This is a genomic window from Hymenobacter monticola (assembly GCF_022811645.1).
Classification (GTDB): Bacteria; Bacteroidota; Bacteroidia; order Cytophagales; family Hymenobacteraceae; genus Hymenobacter; species Hymenobacter monticola.
The window spans coordinates 859602-874868 of the sequence record NZ_CP094534.1; the positions used below are offsets into that span (position 1 = coordinate 859602).

Sequence of the window (15267 nt, forward strand, 5' to 3'; positions counted from 1 at the left end):
CCACTTCTCCCCTCTTTTCGATTTGCTAATTCCGCGCTGTCATCGGCAGGAATTCAACCCTCAACATTCAAAACTCAACCTTCCTAACTAATGCGTAACAAAGGATTAATTATCGCGCTCACCCTCGTCGTCACGGCGTTGTGCGCGTACTTCCTGTTTTTCACCTACGTCTCGCGCGGGGTGCAGCAGAAGGCCGTGGCTTATGCCACGCGCAACGGCAAGCTCGACGAAGGGCAGCGCCAGCACTACCTCGATTCGGTGTGGCGGGCGCCCGTGTTCGGGCCATTCACCTACCGCGAGGTGCGCCAGAGCGAGCTCGGCCTCGGCCTCGACCTGAAAGGCGGCATGCACGTGACGCTGGAAGTATCGCCGGTGGAAATTGTGCGCGCCATGAGCGGCAACAGCAAAGATGCGGCCTTCAACAAGTCGATTGAGCAAGCTCAGGAAGCCCAGAAGACCAATGCCACCACGCCGTTCACGGCGCTGTTTGCCCAGGCTTGGCAGCAAAACTCGGGCGGCAAGCCCCTGGCTACCATCTTCGCCAACACCACCAACAAGAGCCGCAACATTGACATCAACTCCTCGAACGAGAAGGTGATTGGCGCCATTGACAAGGAAGTGGACGAAGCCATCGACCGCTCGTTCAACATCTTGCGCACCCGCGTCGACAAATTCGGCGTGAACCAGCCCAGCATTCAGCGCGTGAAGGGCACCGGCCGCCTCCAGATTGAGCTGCCCGGCGTAGATAACCCCGACCGCGTGCGCAAGCTGCTGCAAGGCCAGGCCAAGCTGGAGTTCTGGGAAGTATGGAACCAGAACGAAATCGGCCCCTACCTAGTAGCCCTCGACAAGCAGCTGCAAGCCAAGCAGACGGCCGCCACGGCCGCTCCTGCTGTAGCTACCGCTACCACTGACTCTACTGCTACCACCGCCGCTGCCGGCGACTCCACCACCCTGGAAGCCCAACTCGCCAAGCAAAGCAAAACCGGCAAAAACCCTGCTGCGGACTCGGCCGCAGCCAACAAGCCCGGCGTATTAGCCAAGCTTTTCACCATGCCCGGCCGCCTGGGCGTGAACCTGCGCGACACCTCGGCCATGAACAAAATCCTGCGCTCGCCCGAGGCCAAAGCCACCTTGCCCCCCACCCTGGCCCTGACCTGGCTCAACAAGCCCAAGACCATTGACAAGCAGGAGTACCTGGAGTTGATTCCGGTGCGTAAAACCCGCGACGGTGTGCCCATGCTGAGCGGCGAAGCCGTGAACGACGCCCGCGCCGACATCGGCCAAGCTGGCCAGCCCGAAGTGCTGATGAACATGACCCCCGCAGGCTCGCGCAAGTGGGCCAAGATGACCGGTGCCAACATTGGCAAGCAAGTGGCCATGGTACTCGACGACTACGTCATCTCGGCGCCGGTGGTGCAAAACGAAATCACGGGCGGCGGCACCAGCATCACGGGCGACTTCCAGATTGAGGAAACCCAGGACATGGCCAACAGTCTGAAGGCCGGCAAGCTGCCCGCTCCTACGCGCATCGTGGAAGAAGCCGTGGTAGGTCCCTCGCTCGGTCAGGAAGCCATCAACCAGGGCCTGTACTCGTCGCTGGCCGGTGTGGTGATTATCATGCTGTTTATGGCCTTCTACTACGGCCGTGCCGGTATTGTGGCCGATATCGCCCTGCTTTTTAACATCTTCCTGATTCTGGGCGTGTTGGCCCAGTTCGGCACTGCCCTCACACTGCCCGGCATCGCCGGTCTGATTCTGGTGATGGGCACCTCGGTGGATGCCAACGTACTGATTTTCGAACGGATTCGGGAAGAACTCGACCACGGGCTCAGCCTCACCGACGCCATCAACAAAGGCTACTCGCGCGCCTTCTCGGCCATTTTTGACTCGAACGTAACCACCATGCTGATTGCCGTGATTCTCGGCTTCTTTGGCACGGGCCCGGTGCAAAGCTTTGCCGTCACGCTCGGCATTGGTGTGCTCACCTCGTTCCTGTCGGCTGTGTTCGTGTCGCGCCTCATCATCGAATGGATGGTGAAAGGCAACGAGAACCACCCGATGACCTTCAGCACGGCCCTGTCGCGCAACCTCTTCAAAAACCTCAACTTCGACATTGTGGGCAAGCGCAAGCTGGCTTACACTTTCTCGACGCTCTTTATCGTGGCCGGCTTCGTGCTGATGGCCGTGCAGGGCGGCCCCAACCTGGGCGTGGACTTCAAAGGCGGCCGCGCTTACGTGGTGGACTTCAACAAAACGATGGTCGCCTCGGACGTGGCCGACAAAATCCGCCCCGTGTTTGAAGGCGCTGGCCTCGAAGTGAAGCAGTACGGTGCCCCCGACCGCCTGCGCATCACCACCGGCTACCTGGCCGAAGACGAGAGCGTAGCCGCCGACCAAAAGGTAGTAGCCGCCCTCAACAAGGGCTTGGCCGGCTACAGCGCCGACGCCCCGGTTATCAAGTCGACCTCGAAAGTGGGCGCTACCATCGCCGACGACATCAAGCGCACCTCGGTGCTCTCGCTGGGCCTCACCCTGCTGGGCATCTTCGTGTATGTGCTGTTCCGCTTCGAGAAGTGGCAGTACTCGATGGCCGCCGTGGTGGCCCTGTTCCACGACGCCCTGCTCGTGATTGCGGCCTTCCCCATTGCCCGCTTATTCGGCCTGAACTACGAGATGGACCAGATTTTCGTGGCTGCCCTGCTCACGGTTATCGGCTTCTCGATGAACGACACGGTGGTTATCTACGACCGTATCCGCGAGTACCTGCGCGAGAACCCCAAGCTGACTTTCGCCCAAGTGGTGAATCCGGCTTTGAACTCGACCTTTTCGCGCACCATGATTACGTTCACCACGGTGTTCCTGGTGGTGTTTGTGATGTACGTGTTCGGCGGCGAAACCCTCCGCTCGTTTTCCTTCGCCATGATTATCGGCATCATCTTCGGCACGTATTCGTCGCTGTTCATTGCCACGCCGATTATCCTCGATACCTATGGCAAGAAAGAAGAGCGGGAGCGCAAGGCCGCTGGTGAAGACATCAACGGTGTAGATGCTGGCACGCCCAAGCTGAGCCAGGCCAACGTCTAGGTCTGAACCGCAGATTCAGCGGATTTAACGGATTTCACAGATGTGATTTCCAGCAGCAAAAGAGGCCGCCCACTGGGCGGCCTCTTTTGTTTTGCCTTCCTCCCACAGTAGCTAAACTACTAGCTCATAGCTGCTCCAATCGTTTGAATCTGCGAAATCCGTTAAATCGGCTGAATCTGCGGTTCAGGCACAGGCAACCGATTTTGCTTATCTTCCGAGTGGTCTAGTGAAGTCTCGCCAACGGCCGCGCCCATGCTGCACCTCTCCTCACCTAAATCTGCTCCCCCCACGCTGCCCGAGCTGCTGGCAGCCTGCCAGCGGCATGACCGGGTGGCGCAGCGCCGCCTCTACGGGCAGTTCCACGGCTTTGCGATGAGCATTTGCCTGCGCTACGCCCGCGACCGTGACCAGGCCCTGGAGGCAGCCAACGACGGCTTTCTAAAAGTATTCCGTGACCTGTACCGCTTCGACGCGGCGCGCCACCCCGAGGATGTGCTGGGCTCGTTCCGGGGCTGGCTCAAGCGCATTATGATTCACACGGCCATCGACCACTATCGCGCCAACGAGCGCCACCAGCACCAGCAGGAGCTCGACGACGTGACCCTGAACCAGGCCGACCAGAGCGCCACGCCCCTCGACGCGCTGAGCTACGACGAGCTGCTGGCCCTGGTGCAGCGCCTGCCGCCGGCCTACCGCGCCGTGTTCAACCTGGCGGTAATTGACGGGTTTGGCCACGAGGAAATCGCCGAGCAGCTGCGCATCTCGGTGGGCACGTCCAAGTCCAACCTATTCAAGGCCCGCGCCCATTTGCGCACGCTACTGGCCCAACACGCTACTATTTCAATGCCCCGCTATGTGGTCGGATAACGATATTGACAAGGCCTTTCAACGGCTCAACCCGCCGGAGCCGGAGCCTGCGCCCTTCCCGCTGGATGCCTGGCTGCGCCTGGAGACGCAGCTGGACAAAGAGGTGGTGGCGCGCACCGTGCGCCGGAAAATGTGGCGGCTTTTTGCGATTGAGGTACTGGTTGTGGCACTGGTCGGCTTGGGCTGGGTGCTGTGGAAACCGGCGAAATCGGCTGCTTCTGCGACCTCCCCGGTATTGGTTTCCGGCGCAACTCGCTCCCAAAATCAGCAGCTTTCGGTTGCCACTACGGCCCGGCCCAAGGCATTGGCGCAGCCGGGCGCCACCGCAGGCGCATCAGGTATTTCAACTGCTGAACCCATTGCCGCTAACGAAGCTGGTGCTTCGGCTGCTACTGCACAATCTGAATCGACTCTGGCACCCGCACGGGCTGCTACTCCCGGCAGCCAACACCTGTCGCCAGCACATGCCAGACATTCGCTGGCCGTGTTAGGAGCAACACCCCAGCTTCATTCAACTCCTGAGCGCCGCAGGGTGGAAACGCGAACCAGCCCTGTGCCTTTGGTGGGCGCCTTGGCTTCTGCCGACCTGCGCAAGGGCAACCGGCTCGCAGAAAAGCCGGAGCAGCGTACTCGTCGGAGCAAGGTTTCGGCTGGGTCTAAGCAGTTGAGACCTTGGGCTACCACAGTAGCAGCTGCTTCTGATGACCAGGATAATGCCTTGGCTGCTAACAGTCGCACTCGCCATAAGGCTCAGCTGAAGCAACAGGGCGACCGCCTTGCAGCGCTCGAGGCAGCCACCTTGGCAGCTACTGCACCCACAGATGCACCGGCGGGCACCAATGAAAGCGTCCCGGCCGCTGCGGACAATGCCGAATTGACGGCCAGGCCGGTGCCCCTGGCCTCTTCCACCTCGGCGCTGCCCACTCCGCTGGCATTGGTGGCAACAGTCGAAACCAAGCCTGCGGCTGTGGAGACGGAACCGCGCTTTTTCATTGGCCTGGTGGGTGCGCCCGACGTAAGCACCGTGAAGTTTGTCGGCGTAGAAAAACCGCTGCTCAATCTGGGGCTGACCCTGGAATACCGCTTCACCAACCGGCTGCGCGTGAGCACCGGCTTGCTGCGTGCCAACAAGGAGTACTACGCCCGCCGCGAAGACTATGACTGGACGAACTATCCCCGGGCCCAGACCCGCAGCTTCTCCTGGGTAGAAGGCAAGTGTACCGTGCTCGACGTGCCCCTGAACCTGCGCTACGATGCCGTGGTACGGAATAACGCCCGCTGGTTCGGCTCGGCCGGCCTGTCGTCCTTCTTCATGCACCGCGAAAACTACAGCTACGACTACCTGGAAGGCGGCGACTACAAGCTGTGGGAACTGCCGGGGCTGGTCAACGCCAACCAGCACCTGTTCAGCGTCCTCAACCTGTCGGCTGGCTACGAGCGCAGCCTGGGCCGCCACTGGCGCCTGCAGGCCGAGCCTTACTTCAAGCTGCCGCTGGGCGGTGTGGGTGCCGGCAAAGTGAAACTTACCAGCGCCGGCGTTTTTCTGGGCGTGAAATATGGGTTTTAAGCGCGTGAGGGCCCCCAACGTGTCGTAGCTTTCGGGTTTCTGCCGCCAAGCGGCGTTTCTTTTCCTTCTTTTTGATGCCATTCGGTATGTCCGTCCACTACTCCTTTTCTGCCCAAGTGCGGCTCGCGTTAGCGGGCGTTTCACTCCTGGCGCTGGGCCTCGCGGCCGGGTGCACCTACTCGCACGGCGACCCCGCGCCGGCTTGCGACGTGCCCAGCGAAAACGTGACCTACAGCGCCGTCATCTCGCCCATTTTCGATGCGCACTGCCGCGAGTGCCACAGCACCGCCGACTATTCGACCAAGGGCGGCGGCAACAACTTCGGCGACTACGCGGCCATCAACCGCTATTTCTCGCCCGCCAAAATCATCGGCAGCATCCGGCACGCCCCCAACGCCGACCCCATGCCGCAGAACCGCGAAAAGCTTTCGGAATGCGACATCCAGCGCATTGAAAAATGGATAGCGGCCGGCAAGCCCAACAACTAACTAATCCGGGGTTGAAATCAAGAGTAAGCAGCAGGAATTACGAACAGTAACAGTCTTGCTAGCTGCCACTTCACTCCGAATACTTTCTTCGCTATGAAACGCCCTTTCTTTCTGCTGCTTGCGTTTTTCTCGCTCACGGCCCTGAGCCACGCCCACGCGCAAGGCAAGTTCATGACCAAGACGGGGCGGGTGTCGTTTTTTTCGGCCAGTCCCATCGAGGACATTGAAGCCCAGAACCAGCAGGTTGCCGCCGTTCTCGATTTTGCGGGCGGCCAGCTGGCTTTTTCGGTTCCCATCAAAGCCTTCGTATTCAAGCGCACGCTCATGCAGGAGCACTTCAATGAGAACTACATGGAATCGGATAAATTTCCGAAAGCCACCTTTTCAGGCCGCTTCGTGAGCTTTGATGCTGCCGCGCTGGCCACCGCGGGGCCACACAACGTGCAGGTGGAGGGCGACCTGACCCTGCACGGCGTGACGCACCGCGTGCAGGTGCCCGCCAGCGTGGAGCTGAAAAGTGGCCAGGTGCTGGCAGCGGCTACGTTTCCGGTGGCAACGGCCGACTACAACATTGAAATTCCGCTGCTTGTGCGCAACAACATCGCCAAAATCGTGACCGTGCGCGTGGCCCTCACCTGCGCCCCCGTGAGTGGCGGCGCCGTGGGCGCTGCTACGCCGGCCCACTAATTCAACTCTCCTGCCTATCCCCTTTTTTTTATGCGCCGTCATTTTTACGCCAATTATTGCTTCCCGGGCCTGCTGCTGGCAGGCCTGCTCGCGCTGGCCACCCCCGCCCGCGCCCAAACCGACTTGCTGCGCGACCTCGAAAAGCAAACCACCGATTCGACCCAGCAGGAAACAGTGGCCGCTACGTTCAAGGGCACGCACATCATCAACGCCCAATCGGTGGAGACACCGGGCCGCGGCACGCTGGCTTTTCTCATTCAGCACCGCTTCGGCACGCTCAACAGCGGCGCTTACGAATTTTTCGGCCTTGATAACGCCGAGCTGCGCCTCAGCTTCGAGTACGGACTGAGCGACCGGCTGGCCGTGGGCGTGGGGCGCAGCTCGCAGGAAAAAACCTTCGACGGCTTCCTGAAATACCGGGCCCTGCGCCAGAGCACCGGCGCGCACGCCATGCCGGTTTCGGTCACGCTGTTTGCGTCGTCGGCCATCACCACGCTCAAATTCAACCAGCTTGCCAACGTCGAAACGCGCAGCACCGCCTCGCGGCTCGACTACGCCTATCAGGTGCTCATCGCCCGCAAATTCAACTCCAACCTGTCGGTGCAGCTCATGCCCACGCTTATTCACCGCAACTACGTGGCGCTGGCCGGCATGCAAAACGACGTGTACGCCATCGGGGCCGGCCTGCGCCAGAAGCTGACCAAACGCGTGGCCTTCACCGCCGACTACTTTTACACGCTGCCCGGCTACGTGGCCGATAACTTCCACAATGCCCTCGGCCTGGGTGTCGACATCGAAACCGGCGGCCACGTCTTCCAGCTGCACGTTACCAATTCCAGAGGCATGATTGAAAAATTCTTCGTGCCCCAAACTGAAGGCAACTTCTTCAAAGGCGACATCTACTTCGGCTTCACCGTGGCCCGCAATTTCACCATCAAGTCGCAGCTGTAAGGCACCCGTCTGTCATTGCGAGGCGTAGCCGAAGCAATCCGTCCTCTTAACGCGACAAGCGTCCTTTTGCAACTAAGTCAAGTAACTAAAAAGCCCCGGCACTGCGCAGTGCCGGGGCTTTCTGGTAAAAGGAAGTGTCTGGGTTTGACAGGACGGATTGCTTCGCTACGCTCGCAATGGGGAACGACGCGCAACGAATTACACCAGCACGCCTTCGGCCACTACGCTTTGCACTTCGGGCACCATGCGCTTGAGCAGATTTTCGATGCCCGACTTCAGCGTGACGGTGGCCGAGGGGCAGCCGGAGCACGAGCCTTGCAGGTTCACGGTCACGATGCCTTCGTGGTAGCTTTTGAAGGTGATGTTGCCACCATCCTGCTCCACGGCGGGGCGCACGTAGTTGTCGAGCAGGTCGATGACTTTCTGGGCAATCTGACCGTCCTGCTGGGTGGGGTCGCCGGCCGTGGCGGCCTGGGCGGCTTTCTGCTCAGCGGCGGGGTCCACGGTGAAGATGGGGCCACCGGCTTCCACGTAACCCTTCAGGAACTGGCGCAACTCGGGGATGAGCTGCGTCCAGCCCAGGTCAGGCTGCGTTTTGGTCACGGTCACGAAGTTCTGGGCGATGAAAATGCGGCCCACGTAATCAAAATTGAACAACTCCTGCGCCAGCGGCGAATTGGCGGCGGCTTCGAGGGTGGGATAATCCACGCTCACGCCATCGGCCAGCAGGTTCTGGTTGAGGACAAATTTCATGCTCTCCGGGTTGGGAGAGGCTTCGGCATAAATGGAAACAGACATGGCTGGGAGGCTTTAAATCAAGGAGAAAGCTTGACGCGCTTGCAACGGCAAAGATACAACCGCAATGGGGCACGAGAGGTTGCAAATGTAGGTACATTGATTTGTAGCGTGGACGCTGCGAGTCCGCGCTTGGTCGAACGTCCTCCCCGCCCGTAATGCGCGGACTCGCCGAGTCCGCGCTACAGCTTGTTCGCCCGTGCGCGCAGCAGCAAGTCGGCCAGCACCAGCTGCGTCATGGCTTCCACGATGGGCACGGCGCGGGGCAGCACGCAGGCATCGTGCCGGCCACGGCCCACCAGCGTCACCGCTTCGCCCTGGTCGTTGATGGTTTGCTGGGGCTGCAACAGGGTGGCCACGGGCTTGAAGGCTACCCGGAAATAAATGTCCTGCCCATTGCTGATGCCGCCCTGGCTGCCGCCGCTGTGGTTGGTGCGGGTGCGCACGGCACCGGTTTCGTCGGTGTAAAACTCGTCGTTGTGCACCGAGCCGGGCAGCTTGGTGCCCGCAAAGCCGGAGCCAAACTCAAACCCTTTCACCGCATTAATGCTCAGCAAAGCGTGGCCCAGCACGGCCGGCAGCTTGTCGAACACGGGCTCGCCCAGCCCGGCGGGCACGCGCCGGGCCACGCCCGTAATCACGCCGCCCACGGTGTCGCGCGCGGCCTGCGCTTCGCGGATGCGGGCTTCCATGCGGGCGGCTGTTTCGGGGTGCGGGCAGCGCACAGGGTTGCTGTCAATTAAGCTTAAATCCAGCTCCTGGTAGTCCAGCGGCACTTCTACCTCGCCCACGGCCGACACGTAGGCCACAATCTCAACCCCGAAATGCGCCAGCAGCTGCATGGCCACGGCACCGGCGGCCACACGAGCGGCGGTTTCGCGGGCCGAACTGCGGCCGCCGCCGCGGTAGTCGCGCCGGCCGTATTTCACGTCGTAAGTGTAGTCGGCGTGGCTGGCGCGGTAGGCGTGGGCAATGTGCGAGTAGTCGTCGGAACGTTGGTCGGCGTTGGGGATGAACAGGCTGATGGGCGTGCCGGTGGTGAGCCCCTCAAACAGGCCCGACTGAATGTGCACGGTGTCAGCTTCCTTGCGCGGCGTGGTGAGGTCGGACTGCCCCGGCCGGCGCCGGTCGAGCGCCGCCTGAATCCGGGCGGCATCGACGGCCACCCCGGCCGGGCAGCCATCAATGACAACGCCAATGCCCGCCCCGTGCGACTCGCCAAACGTGGTGATGCGAAAGAGGGAGCCGAAAGTATTGGACATGGTTTTGGTGCTTGGTTGTTGGGGCCTAGTGTTTGGTTGCTGGCTCTCGTGCGGGAGAAACCAAGCACCAGGCACCAACAACCAAGCACCAAACTTACGCCCGCCGCCCGGCCCGCCACCAGCCGAAGCCCGCCAGCCCCGCCAGGCCGATGAGCAGCCAGTCGGCGTAGTGGCGCACGTCGCGGTACACGTCCACCGACTGCAGGGTGTCGTCGGCATTGGCCAGGGCGGGGCCGTAGAAGGGGTCGTCCTCGGGCTTGGGCAAGGCCGTGGGAGTGGCTGCAACGCCCTCCACATTCGGGCGCAACTGGGGCCGCAGGGTGTCGTAGCGGGCCGTGGCGGGGTTGAACACCACCAGGCGGATGAGGCTGTCGAGCGGCAGCACACCGGGGCGCCGCGCCACCAGCCGGTAGCGAAACAGCTTGCGCCCGCCGCCCGGCGTGGGCTGTTCTTTCACTTCGGGGCCAAACACTTCCAGGCCCGGCCAAGCCGGCCACGAGGGCGCCAGCACGGCCGCCAGGTTGCCGCTTCCTTCTACGCCAAAAATGTAGGTGAACGACTCGCCCACCCGAAACCGGGTGCGGCTGGCGGCTTCCCGCATTCGAAAATTGCCCACGGGCACGGCCCCGCGCTGGTCTGCCTCCGGCAGGGCCTGCACCTGCACCTGCGCGCCCGGCGCGTAGTAGGTTTTGTAGCCGGCCAGGCGGTTGTCCTGGCCCGGCTCGGGCTTTTTCAGCACCTTGAATTTCACCATGGTCAGGGCCAGGGGCGGGAAGCGGAGGGGCTGGGTCGTGAGCGGATAATAGATGTTTTCGGCCAGCCGGAAGCGCAGGTAGCGCTGGCCCTGGTGGCGCACGGTGTCGGGCGTCACGCTGGCTTCGGGGCCGGGCTCCTGCCAGGCGGTGGGCTGGTGCAACTCGTGCAGCAACGGCGGCAGCTGGTCGTTGAAATCGTGAAAGTCCAGCAGGGCCTGGTCTTCGGGCTTAAGGTAGAAGTACAGGCCCACGCGCACGCCCTCGCCCACAAACACGCGCGGCTGCTCGGCCACCACGGCCAAAAAGGCGTGGTCGGGCACGTCCTGGTACAGCGCCGCCTTGGGCTTGCCGAACATCTTGTCGAGGTCGGCCACGGCTTGCAGGGGAGCGGTGGGGTTGGCGGGCTTGGTGATGGTGCCGGGGTTGGGCGCCGGGGCCGGTCCCACGTGCACGGTGCTGCCGCCGCCGCGCAGCACCACGCCATTCACGGTGAGCTGAAAGGGCTTGATAACGACGTCGCCCTCGCCATAAGGCACGTAGCGCTGCGTGATGGTGACGTCGACGAAGCGGCGGCCCTGCACGGTGCGCACGGTGTTGGTGCGCGTCTTGCCGGCCTTTTTAAAGCCGTCCAGCTCCGGAAAATCCGAGTACTTCTCCAGCGTGCCGCCGCCTAGCCGGAAGCCCAGCGTGAAAACACCCGTGACGGGCAAGGTGGCCGGGCCGGGCACCAGCTCCACATCGGCCGGGGCTGGGCTGGTGGCCGGCTTGGGGGCGCCGGGTTGCGCCACGGCCGTGCTTAGCCCCAGCAGCCACCAGAGGCCTGCCATTTGCCAAAAAAGTCTTCCCATAGTCACCGGCTCGTTAGCACACCTTAAAAGTAGGCTGAATTGCTGGAATCCGTATTTTCATCAAAACCACATCAGGATATATACAACGGCCGGCGGGCATTTGCAAAATAAAATTTCGACTTGGCGAATCCTTTCCGGCGGCTACTGCCGTATCTGCCCTCACAAACCCCAACAATAAAATCGGATTTGTTTCCCAAAATGGCCCTTGCCGGGCCGTGCGGATAGTTATTGCCTTTTCTGACCACTTCGTTTTTCCACCAAACTTTTCTCACCATGTCCGACAATCTCCAGCCCCGCGGCTCCGACGATGCCTCGTTCGCTCAGCCGCTGTACACGCCCATCAAGCGGCGCTCGTTCTTCATGTATGCCGGCGCCACGGCCGGGGCCACGGCCCTGGTGCTGGCTGGCTGCTCTAAAGACAGCGACCCCGTTGTTACCAACAACCTCATCGACGTGGGCTCGGGCGATACCGGCGTGCTGAACTATGCCTACGCGCTGGAGCAGCTGGAAGCCGGTTTCTACACCGCCCTGCGCGATGGCAGCTACTACAAAGGCCTGGGCGCCAACAGCGCTGAGAAGCTTATTCTCGATGACCTCTACTACCACGAAGTCATTCACCGCGAATTCTTTAAAGCCGCCATCACCAGCGGCCGCATCAACGACAGCCTGAAGCCGGACTTCTCCAAAGTCGACTTCAGCAGCCGCACCAGCGTGCTGGGCACGGCCAAGGCATTCGAAGACCTCGGCGTGGCGGCCTACAACGGCGCCGGCCAGTACATCACCTCGCCCTTGTACCTCACGCTGGCCGGCAAGATTGTGTCGGTGGAAGCCCGCCACGCGGCCATTATCCGCGACCTCGTGAAGGAAGGCGACTTCGTGGGCAACGACATCGTGACCCTCACCAGCGCCAACGCCAGCGCCAGCGCTGGTGGGGCCGCCCCGAGCGGCTCCAGCGTGGAGCGCTCGATGACGCCCACCGAGGTGGTGAACGTAGCCAACGGCTTCCTGGCCGAAGGCTCCAAGCTCAACGTTTCGGGCCTGAAATAACCTCCCTTTCTCCTTTCAACTCTGAATCCTCATTGTCATGAATCTATTTCAAATCATCTCGGAAATCGAGAAAGTGGACCCGGAAGTGTACGACCGCCTCGATTCGCGCCGGAGCATTTTCAAGCACATGACCGGCCTGGGCCAGAAGCTGTCGGCAGCGGCCCTGCCGCTGGCGGTGGGCGCCATCTTCAACAAGGTGTATGCCCAAACGCCCATGAACGCCTCGGTGAACGACGTGCTGAACTTCGCCCTGAGCCTGGAGTACCTCGAATCGTACTTCTACAACGCAGGGCAAGCTTCTGCCCCCCTGCAACTCGGCCTCAGCACCACCAACAAAGCGGCGCTGGAAATCATTAGAGTCGACGAGTCGAACCACGTGACCTTCCTGCGCGGGGTACTGGGTGCGGCCGCCATCACGCCCCCCACCACGGCTACCTTCGACTACACCGGCGGCAAAGGCACTGGCGCGGGTCCGTTTGCCGATGTATTCATCAACCCGGCCACTTACCTGGCCGTGGCCCAGTCGCTGGAAGATACCGGCGTGCGGGCTTACAAAGGCGGCGCCCCGCTGCTGATGAGCAACAAAACGGTGCTCACCGCTGCCCTCAACATTCACTCGGTGGAAGCCCGTCACGCCTCCCGCCTGCGCACCATGCGCCGCGGTGGCGCCAACAACAACGCCGCTTCGCAAGGCGTACCGGCGGCTCCCTACAATGCGGCCCCCAAAAGCTGGATTTCCGGCACCGATAACGGTGGCGCCTCGCCCGCCCAAACGGCCCCCATCTACGGTGCAGGCAACAACACGAACGCGCCTACCGGTGTCACCTTCGATGCCGAAAGCAACACCACCCAAGGCGGTGCCAACCTGACCACCCTGCCCAACACGACCGGCTTCCCGGCGTCGGCTTTCTCCGAGGCCTTCGACGAAGCCCTGGACGTGACGACGGTGAAAGCCATTGCCCGCACCTTCGTGGTGAACGGCAGCACGTTCCTGGCGTAGTTTTTCAAAGCCGCCAATTATTTGCCAATGAAAAGGGCTGACCTCCGGGTCGGCCCTTTTTTGTGCTTTGCAGGCAGCCGGCTTGGGTTGCTATTGCGTGTCAGGTACCAGACGACGGACCATTTCCGTTGCCGGGCCGTTACTTTTACTTGCCCAACCATACAACCTCCGGGCCCGGTGCCGGCTCTTGCCTGCGTAGCAGCTCCCGAACCGGAGCGTTCGATACTTATTTAGTTTTCATGTCCGACAATCTTCAGCCGCTGTACACGCCCATCAAGCGGCGCTCCTTCTTCACGTATGCCGGGGCTACGGCCCTGGTGCTCGCCGGCTGTTCTAAAGACAGCGACCCTACTACCTCCACGCCCGGCACCATCAGCCTCGGCGCAGGCGATGTGGGCGTGCTCAACTACGCCTACGCGCTGGAGCAGCTCGAAGCCGCGTTCTACGCGCAGGTGGTGAAAACGCCGGCCGCCGACTTCCTGGCCGGCGAGTTGGCCTATTTCACGCAGATAGCGGCGCACGAGGCCATTCACCGCGACTTCCTGAAAGCCGCCATCACCAAGGAAAAAGTCGGCTCCTTGCTGCAGGACCTGACGCCGATTTTTACGACCATCAATTTCAGCAGCCGCAACAGCGTGCTCACCGCCGCCAAGCTGTTTGAAGACTTGGGCGTGGCCGCTTACAACGGGGCCGGCATCTTGCTGAAAAGCCAGGCCTACCTCACCGTTGCCGGCCAGATTGCGTCGGTGGAAGCCCGCCACGCCGCCCTGGTGCGCGACCTGCTGACGCCCGGCTCATTTGCCGCCGACGACCAGATTGACGCCAACGGCCTCGATAAGCAGATGACGCCGACCGACGTGATTGCCGCTGCCCAAAGCTTCATCACCCAACAGCTCGATGCCAGCTTAGTTGGCAAATAAGGCCCTCCCTTCTGCTCGTAACTACTTATTGCCATGAATTTTTTTCAAATTATCGACCAGCTTGCGGCCGTAGACCCCGACGTTCTCGACCGCTTCGATTCGCGGCGCGCGGTGTTCAACTCCCTGGGCTCCGTGGCCAAGCGCACGGCCCTGGCCGCCACGCCGCTGTTTGTGGGCGCGCTGTTTCAGAAGGCCTACGCCGGTACCAAATCCACGCCGGCAGAGGTGCTGAACTACGCCCTGACCCTGGAATTGCTCGAAGCCGACTACTACCGGTTGTTTCTGGCGGCCGGCACCCTCCCGGCGGGCGCCGACACAGCGGCCATCACCCAAATTAAAAAGCACGAAGACGCGCACGTGGCGCTGCTCACGAGCGCCATTCGCGCGGCGGGCGGCACGCCCGTGACGGGCAGCCCGACGGCGGGCGTGCGTTTCAAGCCCTCGGCCTTCCCTGCTACTTACGCCGGCCAGTTGCAGGTGGCTCAGGTGCTGGAAGATGCCGGCGTGCGCGCCTACAAGGGCCGCGCCGCCGAGCTGGTGGGTACTACGCTGCTCACCACGGCCCTGCAAATTCATTCGGTGGAAGCGCGCCACGCAGCCCATATTCGCCGGATGCGGGGCCAGCAGCCGTGGGTGAGCAACGGCGACGACCTCGCCGCGCACCCCGTTTACTCCAGCGGCGTCACGGCCACTCCCTCCACCACCGTGACCACGGCTGGCGGCACTTTCGGCATTCCGGCCTACACGGCCCCCAGCCCCGCCGAAAACAACATTGTGCAGGTGGGCTTGCCCATCACCACGGCCTTCGGCACCACCGCCCCCAACTACCCCTACAGCCCCGCCAATGCGGCGGCGGCTTTTGATGAATACCTGCAAGCCGCCGAGGTATTGGACGCCTCACGGGCCGGGGGCCTGCTGGCTTAAGTTGGCTGCCAAGACACTTTTTTAGCCCTGGCGCTCTTATGAAGCCGGTTCCGCCTGCACGGGGCCGGC

General features: G+C 62.0%; 13 protein-coding genes. 10 read left to right on the top strand and 3 right to left on the bottom strand.

Going from position 1 to position 15267, the window contains the following annotated elements; all coding sequences use genetic code 11:
- Positions 1–90: 90 nt before the first annotated feature.
- The 6 genes from secDF (at position 91) to MTP16_RS03815 (ending at position 7647) form a co-directional block, all read left to right on the top strand.
- Positions 91–3087, top strand: coding sequence for a protein translocase subunit SecDF (gene secDF, locus MTP16_RS03790; protein WP_243516085.1), 2997 nt, complete (start codon positions 91–93; stop codon positions 3085–3087).
- Between the two features lie 252 nt (positions 3088–3339).
- Positions 3340–3954 carry an RNA polymerase sigma factor gene (locus MTP16_RS03795; protein WP_243516086.1) on the top strand — a complete coding sequence of 205 codons (615 nt, stop codon included), beginning with the start codon at positions 3340–3342 and terminating at the stop codon, positions 3952–3954.
- An 889-nt stretch (positions 3955–4843) separates the two neighbouring features.
- Positions 4844–5521, top strand: coding sequence for an outer membrane beta-barrel protein (locus MTP16_RS03800; protein ID WP_243516087.1), 678 nt, complete (start codon positions 4844–4846; stop codon positions 5519–5521).
- 116 nt (positions 5522–5637) lie between these two features.
- Positions 5638–6009 (top strand): c-type cytochrome, encoded by a 372-nt coding sequence (locus MTP16_RS03805; RefSeq protein WP_243516088.1) that lies wholly within the window; start codon positions 5638–5640, stop codon positions 6007–6009.
- Positions 6010–6102: 93 nt separating this feature from the next.
- On the top strand, positions 6103–6696 hold the full coding sequence (locus MTP16_RS03810; protein WP_243516089.1) for a YceI family protein: 594 nt from the start codon (positions 6103–6105) through the stop codon (positions 6694–6696).
- 30 nt (positions 6697–6726) lie between these two features.
- Positions 6727–7647 carry a DUF5777 family beta-barrel protein gene (locus tag MTP16_RS03815; RefSeq protein ID WP_243516090.1) on the top strand — a complete coding sequence of 307 codons (921 nt, stop codon included), beginning with the start codon at positions 6727–6729 and terminating at the stop codon, positions 7645–7647.
- Positions 7648–7845: 198 nt separating this feature from the next.
- Here MTP16_RS03815 and MTP16_RS03820 read toward each other — a convergent pair whose 3' ends face one another.
- The 3 genes from MTP16_RS03820 to MTP16_RS03830 form a co-directional block, all read right to left on the bottom strand.
- Positions 7846–8445: a NifU family protein gene (locus MTP16_RS03820; RefSeq protein ID WP_243516091.1), complete on the bottom strand. Its 600-nt coding sequence runs from the start codon at positions 8443–8445 to the stop codon at positions 7846–7848.
- Positions 8446–8624: 179 nt separating this feature from the next.
- Positions 8625–9704, bottom strand: a complete 1080-nt coding sequence (gene aroC / locus MTP16_RS03825; RefSeq protein ID WP_243516092.1) for a chorismate synthase — start codon at positions 9702–9704, stop codon at positions 8625–8627.
- Between the two features lie 94 nt (positions 9705–9798).
- The gene (locus MTP16_RS03830; RefSeq protein WP_243516094.1) at positions 9799–11286 is read right to left on the bottom strand and encodes a BatD family protein; all 1488 of its coding nucleotides are present in this window, start codon (positions 11284–11286) and stop codon (positions 9799–9801) included.
- A 294-nt stretch (positions 11287–11580) separates the two neighbouring features.
- Between MTP16_RS03830 and MTP16_RS03835 the strand changes: the two genes are divergently transcribed.
- The 4 genes from MTP16_RS03835 (at position 11581) to MTP16_RS03850 (ending at position 15198) form a co-directional block, all read left to right on the top strand.
- Positions 11581–12354, top strand: a complete 774-nt coding sequence (locus MTP16_RS03835) for a ferritin-like domain-containing protein (RefSeq protein WP_243516096.1) — start codon at positions 11581–11583, stop codon at positions 12352–12354.
- Positions 12355–12391: 37 nt separating this feature from the next.
- Complete coding sequence (locus tag MTP16_RS03840) at positions 12392–13354, top strand: ferritin-like domain-containing protein (RefSeq protein ID WP_243516098.1); 963 nt, start codon at positions 12392–12394, stop codon at positions 13352–13354.
- 239 nt (positions 13355–13593) lie between these two features.
- Complete coding sequence (locus MTP16_RS03845; protein WP_243516099.1) at positions 13594–14274, top strand: ferritin-like domain-containing protein; 681 nt, start codon at positions 13594–13596, stop codon at positions 14272–14274.
- Positions 14275–14307: 33 nt separating this feature from the next.
- Positions 14308–15198 carry a ferritin-like domain-containing protein gene (locus tag MTP16_RS03850; RefSeq protein WP_243516101.1) on the top strand — a complete coding sequence of 297 codons (891 nt, stop codon included), beginning with the start codon at positions 14308–14310 and terminating at the stop codon, positions 15196–15198.
- Positions 15199–15267: the final 69 nt, after the last annotated feature.